Below are 16,454 nucleotides of genomic sequence, written 5' to 3'. Positions count from 1 at the left end.
ACCATCCGTGCCGAACGATGACCTGTCAGCGGGCGGTGGCTGCGCGGTCGACGTGGTATGGATGGGGGCGAGGCATACCGGCATTCGCCGTCGTCCACACCGAGCCGAGTACCGATCGTGAGCAAGGAGTCGCGCGATGGCCGCAACGCAGCAGAACACGGCGACGGTCGCCGAACTGATGGCCGAACTGGCCGAACTCGACGACCCCAAGATCCGCGCGGTCAACCTGAAGCACGGCGACGACCACGGGGTGAACCTCACCAAACTGCGGGCCGTCGCGAAACGGCTGAAGACACAGCAAGAACTCGCGGGCGAACTTTGGGAAACCGGCGACAGCGCGGCGCGGCTCCTCGCGATCCTCATCTGCCGCCCGAAGACGTTCGAGAAGGACGACCTCGACGCGATGCTCCGGGCTGCCCGCACCCCCAAGGTGCAGGACTGGCTTGTCAACTACGTGGTGAAGAAGAATCCGCACTGCGAGGATCTGCGCACCGTGTGGTTCGCCGATCCGGATCCGGTCGTCGCGAGCGCCGGGTGGGAACTGACCGCTGCCCGCATCGCGAAGAGTTCCGACGGTCTCGACCTCTCCGGACTGCTCGACATCATCGAGGCACGGATGAAGGACGCCCCGGACCGTCTGCAATGGGCCATGAACCACTGTCTCGCCGAGATCGGCATCGAACACGCCGGGTTACGCGACCGTGCGATCGACATCGGTGAACGCCTGAAGGTGCTCGAGGACCATCCGACCTCCCCCGGTTGCACGTCGCCGTTCGCGCCGACCTGGATCGCCGAGATCGTGCGCCGGCGCAGCTGATCGTCGTCGATGACATCGGCGTGCCGCCACCCGGTCACAGAATCCCCGTATCGGCAACGGACATCGGGGTTTTCAGCGCGGCCGATGCCGACACAGCGCCTGCCGGAGGGCCGTGCCGGTGATGCAGCGCGATCGGTTCAGCTCGCCTGCCGAGAGTCGGGCGGAGTGTTCGCCTGCAATCGACGGATGGCGTCGACCAGCGGCGCGAGAGCAGGTTGGGCTGCTGCCTGATCGAGCTCCTCCCGCAAGGCGCTGTTGTGAGTGGGCCGGGCCTCCTCCAGCAGACGTCGTCCGGCGTCCGTGACGTCGGTGTAGATTCCGCGGCGGTCGGTGGGACACAAGTACCGCGACAGCAACCCGCGCTCCTCCAGCCGGGTCACCAGCCGTGTGGTGGCACTCTGACTGAGAACGACGGAATCGGCGACCTGTCGCATCTGGAGATGTCCACCCTCGCCGTCGTGCTGGCGGCCGAGCACGTCCAGGAGCGAGTACTCGCGTGCGCTCAACCCGTGCGCCGCCTGCAGTGCGCTTTCGATCCTGCCCTCGATTCGCCCGTGCAGTAGCGAGAGCGCCGACCAGCTGTGCGCGAGTGCGGTCATTGTCGGATCCGTGGCGGTCATGGGGCGGCTCCCTCGGTCAGGTCGTGTGAACAGGTGACCACGGCGTGGACCGGCGCGATCAACACACGCCCAACTATACCCGCGCTTGCAATTAGTCAGCGTCTGCAATTATTGTCAACGCTCATAAAGCGCATACGCGCTTCTTCGTCACCCGATCAAAGGATCCTTCTCATGCCGCTCGCACTGCTGGCGCTGGCCATCGGGGCCTTCGGAATCGGCACCACAGAATTCGTGATCATGGGACTGTTACCCCAGGTCGGCGCGGATCTCGGCGTGTCCGTACCGACGGCCGGATATCTGGTCACCGGCTATGCCCTCGGCGTCATGATCGGTGCACCGATCATGACCGCCCTCGGTACCAAGATCTCTCGCAAGAACATGCTGATGCTGCTCATGGGGCTGTTCATCCTCGGCAACGTCATCTCCGCGATCGCCCCGGCCTTCGCCGTCATGCTGATCGGCCGCGTGGTTGCTTCGCTGGCCCACGGCGCCTTCTTCGGGATCGGGTCCGTCGTCGCCGCCGAACTGGTGGCGCCGCAGAAGAAGGCGGCCGCCATCTCGCTCATGTTCACCGGGCTGACCGTGGCCAACGTCGTCGGCGTGCCGATGGGCACGTTCGTGGGCCATACCGTCGGCTGGCGCGTGACGTTCCTGATCGTCGCCGCCCTCGGCGTCCTCGGTCTGGCCGGAGTCGCCAAGCTCGTGCCCGACCTCCCCAAACCGCCGGGCGTGCAACTCCGGCACGAGATCGCAGCCTTCAGGAACACCCAGGTCGTGCTCGCCATGACGATGACCGTTCTGGGCTTCGGAGGCGTGTTCGCGGCGATCACCTACATCGCACCGATCCTGACCGAGGTCGGCAACTTCGCAGAGTCCTCCGTCACGTGGCTGATGGCCGTCTTCGGGATGGGCATGGTGGCAGGCAACCTCATCGGCGGGCACTTCGCGGACCGCAAGCTCATGCCGATGCTCTACACCGCGCTCGCAGGCCTGGCACTGATCCTTGCCCTGTTCACTTTCCTGGCCTCCGACAAGGCGATGTCCGTCGCGGCCGTCTTCCTCATCGGCGCCCTCGGTTTCGCCACCGTCCCGCCCCTGCAGAAACACGTCCTGGACCATGCGCACGGTGCACCGACACTGGCCTCGGCCGCCAACATCGGCGCCTTCAACCTCGGCAACGCTCTGGCGGCCTGGCTCGGCGGCCTGGTGATCTCCGCCGGCCTCGGCTACACCGCAGCCAGCGCCGTCGGCGCGATCCTGGCCGCGTCCGCTCTGGTGCCGGCCGTCGTCTCGCACCGACTGCAGCGTCGATCCGCCCGCGCCGCCACCGTTCCCACACCGGCCCATACCGGCCTCGGCGGCGCCACTCGCGCCACTGCAGACGCCGTCCGCCCCTGACCCTGCCGCATCACACCGGAATCACGGACGGCACCACCGTCCGAGGGCTTTCGGCCCGTAAACCCTCACCCCGCAACACCTTCGAAGGAGAACGCCACCATGACACCCTCCACGGTGCCCACCGTGACCCTCAACAACGGCGTCGAGATCCCCCAGCTCGGCTTCGGTGTCTTCCAGGTCCCCGACGACGCCACTTCCGACGCCGTCACCGCCGCACTACGGGCCGGCTACCGCAGCATCGACACCGCCGCGATCTACGGAAACGAGGCCGGCGTCGGCCGTGCCCTGGCCGCCTCCGAGGTGCCACGGGAGGAACTGTTCGTCACCACCAAGGTGTGGAACGCCGACCAGGGCTACGACGCCACCCTCCGTGCCTTCGACGCCGGTCTCGCCAAGCTCGGCCTCGACTACCTCGACCTCTACCTGATCCACTGGCCCACCCCCGCCCGCGACCTCTACCTGGACTCCTGGCGAGCACTCGAACACCTCGCCCGGGAAGGACGCATCCGCGCCGCAGGGGTATCGAACTTCCAGCCCCATCATCTCGAGCGCCTGCTGGACAACAGCGAGCTCGTCCCGGCGGTCAACCAGATCGAACTGCACCCCGGCCTGCAGCAATCCGAGTTGCGCGCCTTCCACAGCGAGCACGACATCGCCACCGAGGCATGGAGTCCACTCGCCCAGGGCGCCGTCCTGGACGATCCTGCAATCGCAGCGATCGCCCAGCGCATCGGCAGGTCACCTGCCCAGGTGGTGCTGCGCTGGCACCTGCAGCTGGGGAACATCGTCATCCCCAAATCGGTCACTCCGGCCCGCATCCGCGAGAACCGCGACATCTTCGACTTCGAGCTGACCGACACGGACATGGCCACCATTGCAGCGTCCGACCGCAAGCTGCGCACCGGACCCGACCCGGACCGCTTCAACTGACGAATCCCGATCCCGCCGACCGGGCGGGCCCGGGCGCCGCCCGGTACGGGTCGGGTTGTGCAACGCGCGCCCCCGGCACCCCACATCGCGGACATGAGCACCACCACGCCCGCGGTCTCGCCCGGTTGCCGGTGCCGGTATGCACGCTCATGCTTCAGAGATGGACGGACCCGTGTTCCCGCCTCCTCCGCGCTCGGCACGACGCGTGCGACACGAGTGGGACGCCCTGAGCACTCTCCCGCCGTCGGCGCGCCGCTTCGACCCCGAGCAGGTAGCGAACCTTCCGTCGGCCGCTCGACGGTGGCTCACGCACACGCTGGAGCCGGGGGTACCGCTCGCCCGCGCGGTACGGCTGACCATGCGCGGGCACATCAGGCTCGGGTCGTGGCGGCCGTTCCGGGCGACACAGATTCTCGCGCCCGGTGTCGGGTTCGTGTGGGCAGCCACCGCGCGGGTCGCCGGCCTGCCGGTCCTCGGCTACGACCGGTACGCCGAGGGCCGCGGTGAGATGAACTGGAAGCTCGGCGGGCTGGTCCCGGTGATGTCCGCGGCATCCACCGACGTCACCACCAGCGCCGCGGGTCGGCTCGCCTCCGAATTCGTTTTCGTGCCTTCGATATTCGACGATGCAACCTGGCACGGGGCGGGTCCGGACACGGCGTTCGCAACTTGGCGCATCGGTCCCCACACCGAGACCGTGTGTCTCGAGATCCTCGGTGACGGGCACCCCGTCGCGGTGCACATGGACCGCTGGGGCAACCCGAACGGAGAACCCTTCGGCCGTTACCCGTTCGGGGTGGACATCGAGGCGGAGACAGCATTCGGCGGCATCACGATTCCGACCCGGTTCCGCGCAGGATGGTGGTGGGGAACGAACCGCTGGCCCGAGGGCGAGTTCTTCCGCGCGGTGATCACCGGCGCCACCTTCCGGTGAAGGGCAGCGGCGCCGATCTCCCGCAGATCAGAGCAGGACGGTACCGGCGTCGGCCTTGCCCTGTTTGGCGACCTCCGAGTACGCCGCGGCGAGCAACGTCGGATCCGGACCTTCGAGCCGGCCCGGCTTGGCGAGACCGTCGAGGACGACGAACCGCAGCATCCCGGCGCGGTTCTTCTTGTCGGTCTGCATGCCCTTGTGCAGATCGCCGAAGGCCGCGGCGTCGTAGGTGGTGGGCAGACCCACCGATTCGAGGATCGACCGGTGCCGGTCGGCGGTCGCGTCGTCGAGACGCCCGGCCAGCCGGCCCAGTTCCGCGGCGAACACGAGCCCGACCGAGACCGCGGCACCGTGACGCCACCGGTACCGCTCACGACGCTCGATGGCGTGACCGAGGGTGTGCCCGTAGTTGAGGATCTCGCGCAGGCTCGACTCGCGCAGATCAGCGGCGACCACCTTCGCCTTGACCTCGATGGAGCGGCGGATCAGTTCGGGCAGCACCGTGCCGGTCGGATCCAGCGCGGCCTGCGGGTCGGCCTCGATGAGATCGAGGATCGTCGGGTCGGCAATGAAACCGGTCTTGATGACCTCGGCCATGCCCGCGATGATCTCGTTGCGCGGCACCGTCTCGAGCGTCGCCAGGTCCACGAAGACGGCGGACGGTTCGTGGAAGACACCGACCAGGTTCTTACCGGCCTCGGTGTTGATGCCGGTCTTGCCGCCGACCGCGGCGTCGACCATCGCGAGCAGCGTCGTCGGGATGTGGAAGATGCGCACCCCGCGCATCCAGGTCCCGGCGACGAATCCGGCGAGGTCGGTCGCGGCGCCGCCGCCGAGCGACACGACCGCGTCGCTCCGGGTCAGGCCGATGCGGCCGAGCACCTCCCAGCAGAACCCGGCGACCGCGAGGTCCTTGCCGTCCTCGGCATCCGGGATCTCCACGCGGTGCGCGTCGATCCCCTTCTCCGCGAGGACTTCCCGCAGCGCTTCGGCTGTCGCTTCGAGCGGCGGCTGATGGAAGATCGCGACGGTGCGGGTCCCTGTGAGCGTGTCGACGATGTCGCCGAGCAGGCCCCGCCCGATGATCACCGGGTAGGGCTGGGCGGTCTGGACGTCGACGCGTACCGGTTCGGTCACGGTGTGGTGCTCCGCTTCTCTGCGCTGGTGGACGTGCTCTCGGTGGTGCCGGAAGCGGCTTCCGCGTCGAGCTTGGTGATCAGGTACTGGACGACGCGTCCCGGGCTGCGTCCGTCGGTCCGGACCCGGATGGTCGCGGCCTGCCGGTACAGCGGTCGACGCCTGCGCATCAGCTCGCGGTACTTCCTCGCCGGATCGTCGCCGCTGAGCAGGGGCCGGCCGGCGCCCGTTCCGGTCCGGCGCAGACCCTCCGCGATGCTGATCTCGAGATAGATCACGGTGTGCCCTGCGAGCCGGCTGCGGGTTCGCTCGGACAGGATCGCACCGCCGCCGAGGGAGACGATCCCGTCCTGCTGCACCAGTGCGTCCGCGACGACGCGTTCCTCGATCTCCCGGAAGGCGGGCTCCCCGTCCTCGACGAAGATCTCCGGGATGGTGCGCCCGGTGGTGCGTTCGATCTCGGCGTCGGTGTCGAGCAGCGGGAGCTCGAGCGCCTGGGCCAGACGTCGACCGATCGTCGACTTTCCGGCGCCGGGCGGCCCGATCAGTACGGCGCGTGGCCTCATGACAGTCACCGCGGCGGACGTGCCGCGATGCCCTTCAGGTAGTGGTCGGCGTTGCTGCGGGTCTCGGCGAGCGAGTCGCCACCGAACTTCTCGAGTGCGGCCTGCGCGACGACGAGCGCGACCATCGCTTCGGCGACGACACCGGCGGCGGGCACCGCGCACACGTCGGACCGCTGGTGGATGGCGACGGCTTCCTCACCGGTGGTCATGTCGACCGTGGACAGGGCACGCGGGACCGTGGAGATCGGCTTCATCGCTGCACGCACGCGCAGCGGCTCACCGTTGGTCATGCCCCCTTCGAGACCGCCGGCGCGGTTCGTCGACCGCAGGACCCCGTCCGGGCCGGGCTTCATCTCGTCGTGGGCGGCGCTGCCGCGGCGGCGGGCGGTCTCGAAGCCGTCGCCGACCTCGACGCCCTTGATCGCCTGGATGCCCATGAGTGCTGCGGCGAGTCGCGCGTCGAGACGGTCGGCCCCGCTGATGAACGAACCCAATCCGACGGGCAGCCCGTGGACGACGACCTCGACGACGCCGCCGAGGGTGTCACCGTCGCGCTTGGCCGCTTCGATCTCGGCGATCATCGATTCTTCGGCGGCCTTGTCGAAGGCGCGCACCGGGCTCGCGTCGATGGCTTCGAGGTCCGCTCCGGTCGGTTCCGCTCCGACGTACGGGTCGGAGGCGCCGATGGAGATGACGTGGGAGACGACCTCCGCGCCGAACACCTGGCGCAGGAAGTTGCGGGCGACGGTGCCGGCGGCGACGCGCGCCGCGGTTTCGCGGGCGCTGGCGCGTTCGAGCACAGGGCGGGCGTCGTCGAAGCCGTACTTGAGCATGCCGGAGTAGTCGGCGTGGCCGGGGCGAGGACGTGTCAGCGGCGCGTTGCGGGCCTGACCTGCGAGTTCGTCGGCGTCGACCGGGTCGGCGGACATGATGGTTTCCCACTTGGGCCATTCGGTGTTGCCGACCTCGATGGCGACGGGGCCGCCGAGGGTGAGTCCGTGCCGTACACCACCGATGATGGTGACCTTGTCGGCCTCGAACTTCATGCGTGCGCCGCGCCCGTAGCCGAGCCGGCGGCGGGCGAGCTGCTCGGAGATGTCGTTCGACGTCACCTCGACACCGGCGACCATCCCCTCGAGCATCGCGACGAGGGCGGGACCATGGGATTCTCCAGCAGTTATCCAGCGCAGCACACCGCATATCCTTCCATGCCCGATCCGGTTGTCGTGACGGTGGTCCGGTCATGCGGCGGTGAGCACTGCGAGCACGGTGACCGCGCACATCGACGGACCGTGCGGAACGAGCACCGGTCCGGGTCCCGGACCCCACTGCCGCCCCACCCGCATCACCAGCCCCGCGACGGCGGTGAGCAGCGGTGGAAGGACCGCGACGAGCAGCCACGCGGCCGGTCCGGCGACACCCGCGGCGGCACCCACACCGACCGCGAGTTTGATGTCGCCGGCACCCAGGGACCGTGGGGACACGAGATGGGCGAGCAGCATCGGCCCGGCGAGCAGTGCCGCACCGGCGAGTGCCGCACGCCCGTGCCCGGTCCCGGCCGCGAGCCCCACGATCACGACGGCACCGGGCACGGTGAGGACGTTCGGGAGCCTGCGTTCGAGCACGTCCACGGCGCTCAGGCACACACACCACCAGGTCAGCACAACGAGCACTGGCATCACCACCGGGGTCGGGCCGGACAGCGTGGCACACGCAGCGCCGGCGGCGCATGCGGCCTCGCAGGCGCCGTGGAAGGGCGCTCGCCCGGCGAGGCGGGAAGTCAGAGTGCGGACTCCGATTCCGGCGACGAACCCGGCCGCTCCCCACAGCAACGTTTCCATGTGTGCAGCGTGCCGCGTGCTCGACGACGGATCCGCGCTCTGAGGGCCCGGTGCCGGAATCTGTGGATGGATCGCGCGGGTGTGAACAATACGGATCGGCCCCTTGATCGACCTCTCGACCGTGTGACAATCGAAACGAGCCCGATCGGGACTTCAGAGGAGCGAGACCATGCCCATGGCGCCGTTCGACTCCATCACCGCGGTCTACACCCCTGCGCACGCCTGGATGTACGAGGCGATCGTGGCACCGGCGGTCTACCCCTCGCGCCACGTCATCGACGAGCACTTTCTCCCGTTTCTCGCGGAGAACGCGCACATTCTCGACGTCGGCTCGGGAGGCGCCTCGTTCACGAAGTACATCGCCGACCGACGCCCCGACCTGGACATCATCGGTCTCGATCTGGCCGTGCCCCAGGTCAAGCGCGCCACCAGACGAATGCGCCACTACGGCGAGCGTGTCCGTTTCCGGGTGGGAGACGCAACCCGGCTCGACTTCGCGGACGGAGTCTTCGACGGGGTGATCAGTTACGGGTCCATCAAGCACTGGTCGTCACGCGAGACCGGGCTCACCGAGTGCATGCGCGTCCTCAAACCTGCGGGCCCGCTGCTGATCACCGACGCGGACCGCAGCACGAGTTTCGACGACGCCGAGAGGTTCATCGAAAACTACAGAACGCCCCGTCTTCTCGGCGGCATCAATCTCGCGATCTTCCACACGTGGATCGCGGGCCGCTCCATCAGCCTCGAAGAGGCGCGTGACCTCGCGGACCCGCTGGACCTCGTCGACGAGGAGGTCTCCCGGATCCCCGGCATGCCTCTCGTCATGATTTCAGGACGCAAAGCCGGCTGACGATCCTCGGCCTCACGTGCGGGCGGGAAGGGAGCCGAGTCCGCTGATGAATGCGGACAACAACAATTCGGGTTCGCCGACCGCGCGGACGCCGGGATGGGTTGCGAGCAGTTCCTCGAGCATCACCCGCATCTCGGTTCGGGCGAGATTGGCACCGAGGCAATGGTGGATGTCCCGTGCGCCGAATCCCAGGTGCCGGGCGGCGTTGGGACGGGTGATGTCGAACCTGCCCGGGTCCGCGAACACGGTGGGGTCGTGGTTGGCGGACAGGTACCACATGACCACCTTCTGCCCCGCCCGAATACGAACCCCGCCCAGTTCGGTGTCGACGGTGGCGGTGCGTCGCATATAGGGCACCGGGGAGGCGTACCGGATCACTTCGTCGATCGCACCGTCGATATGTGCGGCGAAATCGCTGTGCAGCAGCCGGAACTGGCCCGGATGCGCGCTGAGCAGATGCAATGCCCATCCCAGCGCCTGCCGGGTGGTTTCGAACCCCGCGGTGATCAGCAAGATGACGAACGAACCGAACTCCGAAGCACTCAGGGACTGCCCGTCGGCGGTGGGTTTCATCAAGGCCGAGGTCAGGTCGTCACCCGGCTCGGCTCTCCGCCTCTCCCCCAGTTCCAGGGCGTAGCCGTAGATCTGGGCCAGCCCGGCCGCACCCCCGGGGCCGGTCGCGAAGTCCTCGCCACCGTTGAAGATCACGTCACCCGCGAGTTCGATGATCCGCGGCCGATCCTGCTCGGGGATGCCGAGCAACTCACAGACCACCTGCACCGGCAATCGGCTGGCAACCCGGTCGACGAAGTCGAACACCTTCCCGCGCGGCAGATCGGTGGCGATCCGGTGGGCGTGCCCGCGGATCCGGTCCGTGATGGAGCGGACCGAGGCCGCGGTGAACGCCGATTGCACGATCGAGCGCAGGTATCGGTGACGGGGGTTGTCCATCGCGATCATCGACATCGCGAATTCCCGGATCTCGGCCGGGACGTCGTCGATCGTGAAGCCCTGCGCCGAGGAGAACACCTCCGGATTGTGGCTCACCGTGACCACGTCGTGGTAGCCGACCACCGACCAGAAGCCCGGACCCGCTGATTCGGCGTGGAACTCGATCGCCGGCCGGGCACGCAACGCCTCGAACAACGCCAACCGTCCGGCGACACTGCGGTCCCAGAATGCACGGGCACCCGGCGACACCATCTCGGACACCGGCACAGGCCCCCTCTGTTCGGGTCATCGCGGTCACGGCTACCGCAGCAACTCCTATTGTGCGTCGACCCGCTCGATCTTCCCTGCGCTTTTCCCGAGGACTTCCGGATCAGGGCTTGTGGCGCTGTGAAGGACCACCGCGGGGAACGGAGTCCGGCTGCACCGCCGGGCCGGTGACGTCGCAGTGTGGCCTGCACGCCACCGAATCCGCCGGTATCGCGGCGGCGGGCGCGGGAACGAGGACGGCCGCGAGCACCGCCCCGACGCCGAGCAGCCCCGCGCAGATCAGCATCGCGACATCGAATCCCCCGTCGAACGCGGCCGGGTCGGCGAGTGCTGCGCCACCGATACCGGCGAGCCCGGGAAGCGCGGCGACGGCGAGCAGTTGGCTGGTGCGCGCGACCGCGTTGTTGACGCCGGACGCGATCCCGGCTCGCGCGGTCGGCACCGCTCCGAGGACCGCGGCGGTCAGGGGTGCGACCAGCGATGCCAATCCGAGCCCGAACACGACGACAGCGGGCAGCACATCCCGCAGGTAGGACGCGTCCGCGTCGATGCGCAGCATGAGCAGCAGCCCGACTGCCGCGACGGCGGGGCCGAGCGTCATCGGGCCGCGCGGGCCGTGTCGCTGCGCGTAGCGACCCGCCCGCGACGACAGGAGCAGCATCAGGACTGTGATCGGGATCGTCGCGGTGCCCGCCTCGATCGGCGAATAGCCGACGACGAGTTGCAGTTGCAGCACCAGCAGGAAGAACACGCCGCCGAATGCGGCGTAGACGGTGAAGGTGACCAGGTTCGTGGCGGTGAACATACGGGAGGCGAACAGATCCGGCGGGATCAGTGCGACCGGCGAACGCCGCTCGATCAGCACGAACAACACCAGTACCGCGATGCCGAGGACGGCGACGAGGGGTTGTGCCTCGATCAAGCCGTAGGTCACCAGGCCCAGCCCGGCCGCGCCCAGGACCGCGCCCGCAACGTCGAGTCGGTCCGGCGGCGACGGATCGCGGCTCTCCGGCACGTGACGGACCGCCGCCCACACGACGGCGGCCGCGAGGGGAAGATTCAGCAGGAACACCGACCGCCAGCCGGCGACCTCGACCATCCAGCCGCCGAGCAGCGGACCGACGGCACCGGCGACGCCGCCGAATCCGGACCACAACCCGATGGCGGCGCCGCGATCGTCGTCACGGATGGTAGCCGAGATCAATGCGAGGGATCCCGGCGTGAGCAGGGCCGCGCCCGCGCCCTGCAGGATCCGTGCGATCACCAGCGTGGTGACGTTCGGGGCCAGTCCGCACAGGAGCGACGCCGCCGCGAACCACACTGTGCCCCAGACGAATACCCGGCGTCTCCCCCACCGGTCACCGAGCGCGCCGCCGAGCAGGATCAGCGACGCCAAGGTGAGCGTGTATCCACTGAGCACCCACTGCATGCCGGCGACGCCGGAACCGAGGTCGGCGGCGATGCGCGGGAGGGCGATGTTGACGACCGTGCCGTCCAGCAACGCGAGGCTCGAGCCGAGCACCGTGGCAACCACGATCCATCTGCCCCGCCCGGTGTGCAGACCCACGGCTGCCTCGGTCATCTGTTCATGGTGCCCGTCTCCTCGGTACCTCCGCAGCCGATCCCGGGGCCCGGACGGCGACCCCTCGCCACCGTCCGGGCCGGGTCTATTTCGGCTGGAACCGTTGGGCGCCGTCGATGCGCACCACTTCACCGTTGATGTAGGGGTTCTCGAGCAGATGTTCGGCGAGAAACGCATACTCCGCGGGTGCGCCGAGCCGCTTGGGGAACGGCACCGATTCCGCGAACTTCGCGAGTTTCTCCTCGCCGAGGAACTCCATGATCGGGGTGCGGACGGTACCGGGCGCGATGCTGTTGAGGCGGATGCCGACGGCGCTGAGGTCGCGGGCGCCGGTCAGGGTCAGGGCGTTGACGCCGCCCTTCGCCGCGGCGTACGCGGACTGGCCGATCTGTCCTTCGTATCCGGCGATCGAGCTGGTCATCACGATCGCGCCGCGTTCCCCGTTCTCCTTCGGTTCGAGTGTGGCGATCTTCGCGGCGGTCAGCCGCAGCACGTTGTAGGTGCCGCTCAGGTACAGCGCGATGGTGTCGGTGAATCCGTCGAACGTGTGGGGGCTGCCGTCCCGGTTGACGACCTTCTCGAGCACGCCGAAGCCGCCGTGGGCGATCACCGCGTACCGCAGCGTGCCCAGAGCGTCCGCGGCGGCCAGTGCCGCCTCGATGCTCGCGCTGTCGAGGACGTCGGTCCGCACGTACTCCGCCTTGTTGCCGAGTTCGTCGGCCAGCGCACCGGCCTTGTCGTCGTTGACGTCGGCGATGACGACGGCGGCACCGGCGCCGTGCAACCGGCGCACGGTGGCCTCGCCGAGGCCACCGGCGCCGCCGGTGACGAGAACTACTTCACCTTCGAAAGGCACAGTTCCTCCAGGGATTGTCGTGGATGTGTGCTCAGGCACCGGTCCATTGCGGGGCGCGCTTCTCGGCGAACGCCCGCGCGCCTTCCGTCGCGTCCTTCGACGTGAACACCGGGATGATCAGCTCGAGTTGCTTCTGCCACATCTCGTCGTCGGACCAGCCACGCGATTTCGTCATGATGTCCTTGGTGACCGCGACGGCGAGCGGCCCGTTCGCGGTGATCCGGTCGGCGAGGGCGAGGGCCTGGTCGAGGGCCTCACCCGGTTCGGTAACCACGTTGACGAATCCGTATCCCGCGCCTTCCTCGGCGGTGAAGCTGTCGCCGGTCAGCGCCAGTTCGAGCGCCTTCTGATAGGGAATGCGCCGGTGCAGTCGCAGCAGCCCGCCGCCGGCGGCGACCAGGCCGCGTTTGACCTCGGGGATCCCGAATTTCGCGGTTTTCGACGCGACCACCAGATCGGTCGCGAGTACCAGTTCGGTGCCTCCGGCCAGCGCGAAACCCTCCACGGCGGCGATGATCGGTTTGGTGGGTGGGCGTTCGGTGAATCCGAGGCCGCGGCCGGGGATCGCGACGATCTCGCCGGCCGCGAACGCCTTGAGGTCCATGCCCGCGCAGAAGTTGCCGCCGGCGCCGGTCAGCACTGCGACCGACAGTTCCGGACTGTTGTCGAGTTCGTCGACCGCGCCTGCGAGCCCGTGGCTGACGGCCAGGTTCACGGCGTTGCGCGCGTCCGGCCGATTGATCGTGATCACCAGCGTGCGTCCGCGACGTTCCAGCAGTACTTCGTCCGCCATCGATTGCCTCCCAGCAAATTTCCTATCGTTACGTTTCATGCGACCATTTCCGTGACACCGGTCAGACCTCGACGACGACCGCGCCGCCCTGCCCACCCCCGGCGCACATCGCGGCAACACCGATGCCACCGCCCCGGCGCCGCAGTTCGTAGAGCAGGGTCGTGACCATGCGGGCGCCGGATGCGGAGATGGGATGACCGAGGCTGCAACCACTTCCGGAGAAGTTCACGCGTTCCTCGTCGAGCCCGTACTCGCGGCACGCGGCGATCGGCACGGATGCGAACGCCTCGTTGATCTCCCACAGCGTCACGTCCGAGGCCGCCAGACCCGCCCGGTCGAGGACCTTGCCGATCACCGCGACCGCGCCGAGCCCGGTGTCCCGAGGCGCGAGGGCCGAGTTCGCCCAGGCGCGCACCGCGCCGAGCACGTCGAGGCCTTCGGCGGCGGCGTAGTCCCCGGCGACGAGGGTCACCGCGGCCGCGGCGTCGTTGATGCCGCTGCTGTTGCCGGCGGTGATGGAGAAGCCGTCGATCTCCGGGTGCAGCACCGGCAGCGACGCGAGGCGTTCGAGGGTGGTGTCGCGGCGCGGGTGTTCGTCGACGGCGAAGTCGAGCACCGAACCGTCGGGTTGCTGCACTTTGATCGGCACGATCTCGTCGACGAATTTTCCGGCGTCGATCGCGGCGACGGCACGGCGATGGGAGCGTTCAGCCCAGGCATCCATCTCCTCGCGGGTGATGCCGACGGCCTGCGCGGTGTTCCAGCCGACGGTGATCGCCATGTCGAGGGTGGGCGCGTCCGGTGTCTCCGGATGCGACGGGGGCATCCACGGCTCGCGGAACTCGAGGGCCGGGCCGGGCACGCGCCACTTCATGATCGGCGAGGTCGACAAGGACTGCACGCCCCCGGCGACGATCACGCGTTCCATGCCGACGCCGATGTGCGCGGCGGCGTTCGAGATGGCGGTGAGGCTGCCGGCGCAGTGCCGGTTGACCGCCTGACCGGGCACGGTGGTCATGCCTGCGGCCACGGCCGCGTACCGGGCGAGATCACCCCCGCCGTAGTTCAATTCGGCGAAGATGACGTCGTCGATGTGGGACGGGTCGATGCGGGCGCGGCGCACCGCCTCGGTCAGGACCGTTTCGGCGAGGGTCTCCGCCGGCACGTTGACCAGCGCTCCCTTGAAGGATCGGGCGATCGCGGTGCGGGTGGCGCCGACGATGACGGTTTCGACCATGTGCATCAACCTTCGTGACGTGCCGACCGGGACGGCCGGCGGGTGGGTTGGTGTTCATTGCTTCGCTGCTCACCGACGCGGCATGCGACAGGCGATGGTCTTCGTCTCGAGGTACTGCTGGAAACCTTCGAGCCCGCACTGACGGCCGACTCCGCTGTTCTTGTAGCCACCGAACGGCGTGTCGGCGCCGTAGAACATTCCGCCGTTGACCCCGATCGCGCCGGTCCGGATGCGCCGCGCGACCGACATGCCACGCTCGGTCGATCCCGACAGCACCGCCCCGGCCAGTCCGTACCCACTGTCGTTGGCAAGGCGGACCGCCTCGTCGTCGTCGGCGAACGGCATCATCACCAGGACCGGCCCGAAGACCTCCTCGCGTGCGATCGAGAGGCTCTGGTCGTCGCACACGAACACGGTCGGTTCGACGAAGAAGCCACCCGCCAAGTGGGGCGGCAGGTCGCGCACCGCTCCCCCACCCGTGACGATCCGCGCCCCCTCGCCGACGGCGCGTTCGCACGCATCGAGGACCCGGGCGCGCTGGGCGGCGCTGACGACGGGGCCGACGAGGGTGTCGGGCAACACCGGATCCCCCACCGGCACCGACGCGTACATCGCGGCCACGTTTGCGACCATCTCGTCGAACAACGAGCGGTGCACGAGCATCCGGCTCGTCGCCGCACACGCCTGTCCGGCGTGCACGCACACGCCGACCGCGCTGCGCAGCGCCGCCGCCGGGTCGGCGTCGTCGAGGACGATCAGGGCGGATTTGCCACCCAACTCCAGGAAGTTGCGTTTCATGGTGGCCGCGCCGTCACGCACGATGGTGCGACCGACGGCCGTGGAACCGGTGAACGAGATCAGGTCGACACGCGGGTCGACGACCGGCAGCGCGGCAACCTCGTTCGAATCGGTGGTGACGACGTTGACGACCCCGGCGGGAAAGTCGGTGTGCTCGGCGACGATCCGCCCGATCCGGGTGGCGTTCCACGGAGTGTTCGGATCCGGTTTGAGGACAACGGTGTTACCGGTGGCGAGGGCCGGTCCGAGCTTGTTGAGGATCACCTCGATCGGGAAGTTGGACGGAGTGATCGCCGCGACCACCCCCACCGGTTCCTGCACCACTGTGCGCACATTCCGGGAACCGAACAGGCCGCCACCGTCGAGGACTCGTTCCCACGGGTACTCGTCGATCAGGCGGACCGGGTAGCGCAACGACTCGGCCAGCGGCCAGTTCAGTTGCGCGTTGCCGGTCGTCATGACCGGGCAGCCGGCCTCGGCGACGAGTTCATCGCGCAGGTCGTCCCTCTCGGCCTCGAGTCCCGCCTGGAGCTGGTCGAGGCATCGCGCGCGCAGGGACCGGTTCGCGGACCAGTCGGTGTCGTCGAAGGCGCGGCGTGCGGCGCCGATCGCCCGGTCCATGTCGGCGTACCCGGCCGCCGCGACGGTTCCCAGCGTCCGGCCGGTGGCCGGGTCGAGGTTGTCGTAGACGGCGCCGGAGGCCGCGCCGACCAGCTTCCCGTCGACGAGCATCCGGCGCTCGGCGCGTTCGGCCACCCGGGAGTGTCGCTCCGGCCGCGGTGCGGTTCGCGTCCCGATTTCGCTCACATGACCCCCGTCCACCATCCTGGATGATTAACTGTAACCGTTACCGTATAGTTCATCAACACGTGTTCGA

At 68.7% G+C, this 16,454-nt stretch carries 16 protein-coding genes; 5 read left to right on the top strand and 11 right to left on the bottom strand.

Going from position 1 to position 16,454, the window contains the following annotated elements; genetic code table 11:
* Positions 1-136 precede the first annotated feature (136 nt).
* Positions 137-817 (top strand): DNA alkylation repair protein, encoded by a 681-nt coding sequence (locus A8G15_RS09125; protein ID WP_068158227.1) that lies wholly within the window; start codon positions 137-139, stop codon positions 815-817.
* Positions 818-954: 137 nt separating this feature from the next.
* Here A8G15_RS09125 and A8G15_RS09120 read toward each other — a convergent pair whose 3' ends face one another.
* Entirely contained in the window at positions 955-1,437 is a 483-nt protein-coding gene (locus tag A8G15_RS09120) for a MarR family winged helix-turn-helix transcriptional regulator (RefSeq protein ID WP_068158224.1), read from the bottom strand.
* A 171-nt stretch (positions 1,438-1,608) separates the two neighbouring features.
* On the opposite strand from A8G15_RS09120, the gene A8G15_RS09115 reads away from it, so the two are divergent.
* From A8G15_RS09115 to A8G15_RS09105, 3 genes are all read left to right on the top strand, one after another.
* On the top strand, positions 1,609-2,835 hold the full coding sequence (locus tag A8G15_RS09115) for an MFS transporter (protein WP_068158221.1): 1,227 nt from the start codon (positions 1,609-1,611) through the stop codon (positions 2,833-2,835).
* Between the two features lie 99 nt (positions 2,836-2,934).
* Complete coding sequence (locus A8G15_RS09110) at positions 2,935-3,765, top strand: aldo/keto reductase (protein WP_068158210.1); 831 nt, start codon at positions 2,935-2,937, stop codon at positions 3,763-3,765.
* 160 nt (positions 3,766-3,925) lie between these two features.
* Positions 3,926-4,699, top strand: a complete 774-nt coding sequence (locus A8G15_RS09105) for a DUF6544 family protein (protein WP_068158207.1) — start codon at positions 3,926-3,928, stop codon at positions 4,697-4,699.
* Between the two features lie 27 nt (positions 4,700-4,726).
* Here the strand turns inward: A8G15_RS09105 and aroB are convergent, their stop codons facing one another.
* The 4 genes from aroB to A8G15_RS09085 are packed head-to-tail and all read right to left on the bottom strand — an operon-like array spanning position 4,727 to position 8,243.
* Positions 4,727-5,836 carry a 3-dehydroquinate synthase gene (aroB, locus tag A8G15_RS09100; protein ID WP_068158203.1) on the bottom strand — a complete coding sequence of 370 codons (1,110 nt, stop codon included), beginning with the start codon at positions 5,834-5,836 and terminating at the stop codon, positions 4,727-4,729.
* Positions 5,833-6,402 (bottom strand): shikimate kinase, encoded by a 570-nt coding sequence (locus A8G15_RS09095; protein WP_068158201.1) that lies wholly within the window; start codon positions 6,400-6,402, stop codon positions 5,833-5,835. Before A8G15_RS09095 ends, aroB begins: the two co-directional genes overlap by 4 nt.
* A 5-nt stretch (positions 6,403-6,407) precedes the next feature.
* Positions 6,408-7,595: a chorismate synthase gene (gene aroC, locus A8G15_RS09090; protein WP_068158198.1), complete on the bottom strand. Its 1,188-nt coding sequence runs from the start codon at positions 7,593-7,595 to the stop codon at positions 6,408-6,410.
* A gap of 48 nt (positions 7,596-7,643) precedes the next feature.
* Positions 7,644-8,243 (bottom strand): prepilin peptidase, encoded by a 600-nt coding sequence (locus A8G15_RS09085; RefSeq protein ID WP_068158195.1) that lies wholly within the window; start codon positions 8,241-8,243, stop codon positions 7,644-7,646.
* 169 nt (positions 8,244-8,412) lie between these two features.
* On the opposite strand from A8G15_RS09085, the gene A8G15_RS09080 reads away from it, so the two are divergent.
* Positions 8,413-9,093 carry a class I SAM-dependent methyltransferase gene (locus tag A8G15_RS09080; protein WP_068158192.1) on the top strand — a complete coding sequence of 227 codons (681 nt, stop codon included), beginning with the start codon at positions 8,413-8,415 and terminating at the stop codon, positions 9,091-9,093.
* Positions 9,094-9,105: 12 nt separating this feature from the next.
* Here A8G15_RS09080 and A8G15_RS09075 read toward each other — a convergent pair whose 3' ends face one another.
* From A8G15_RS09075 to A8G15_RS09050, 6 genes are all read right to left on the bottom strand, one after another.
* A complete protein-coding gene (locus A8G15_RS09075) occupies positions 9,106-10,296 on the bottom strand; it encodes a cytochrome P450 (RefSeq protein ID WP_068158427.1) in 1,191 nt (396 codons plus the stop codon).
* Positions 10,297-10,414: 118 nt separating this feature from the next.
* Positions 10,415-11,893, bottom strand: coding sequence for an MFS transporter (locus A8G15_RS09070; RefSeq protein WP_068158189.1), 1,479 nt, complete (start codon positions 11,891-11,893; stop codon positions 10,415-10,417).
* An 85-nt stretch (positions 11,894-11,978) separates the two neighbouring features.
* On the bottom strand, positions 11,979-12,749 hold the full coding sequence (locus A8G15_RS09065) for an SDR family NAD(P)-dependent oxidoreductase (RefSeq protein WP_068158187.1): 771 nt from the start codon (positions 12,747-12,749) through the stop codon (positions 11,979-11,981).
* A 31-nt stretch (positions 12,750-12,780) separates the two neighbouring features.
* Positions 12,781-13,542: a crotonase/enoyl-CoA hydratase family protein gene (locus tag A8G15_RS09060; protein WP_068158185.1), complete on the bottom strand. Its 762-nt coding sequence runs from the start codon at positions 13,540-13,542 to the stop codon at positions 12,781-12,783.
* A gap of 61 nt (positions 13,543-13,603) precedes the next feature.
* On the bottom strand, positions 13,604-14,779 hold the full coding sequence (locus A8G15_RS09055) for a thiolase family protein (RefSeq protein ID WP_068158182.1): 1,176 nt from the start codon (positions 14,777-14,779) through the stop codon (positions 13,604-13,606).
* Positions 14,780-14,848: 69 nt separating this feature from the next.
* Positions 14,849-16,309: an aldehyde dehydrogenase family protein gene (locus A8G15_RS09050; RefSeq protein ID WP_245687773.1), complete on the bottom strand. Its 1,461-nt coding sequence runs from the start codon at positions 16,307-16,309 to the stop codon at positions 14,849-14,851.
* Positions 16,310-16,454: the final 145 nt, after the last annotated feature.

Source organism: Rhodococcus phenolicus (assembly GCF_001646785.1).
Classification (GTDB): Bacteria; Actinomycetota; Actinomycetes; order Mycobacteriales; family Mycobacteriaceae; genus Rhodococcus; species Rhodococcus phenolicus.
The sequence above is the reverse complement of the archived record's forward strand: the minus strand, read 5'-3'. Positions and strand labels throughout refer to the sequence as shown.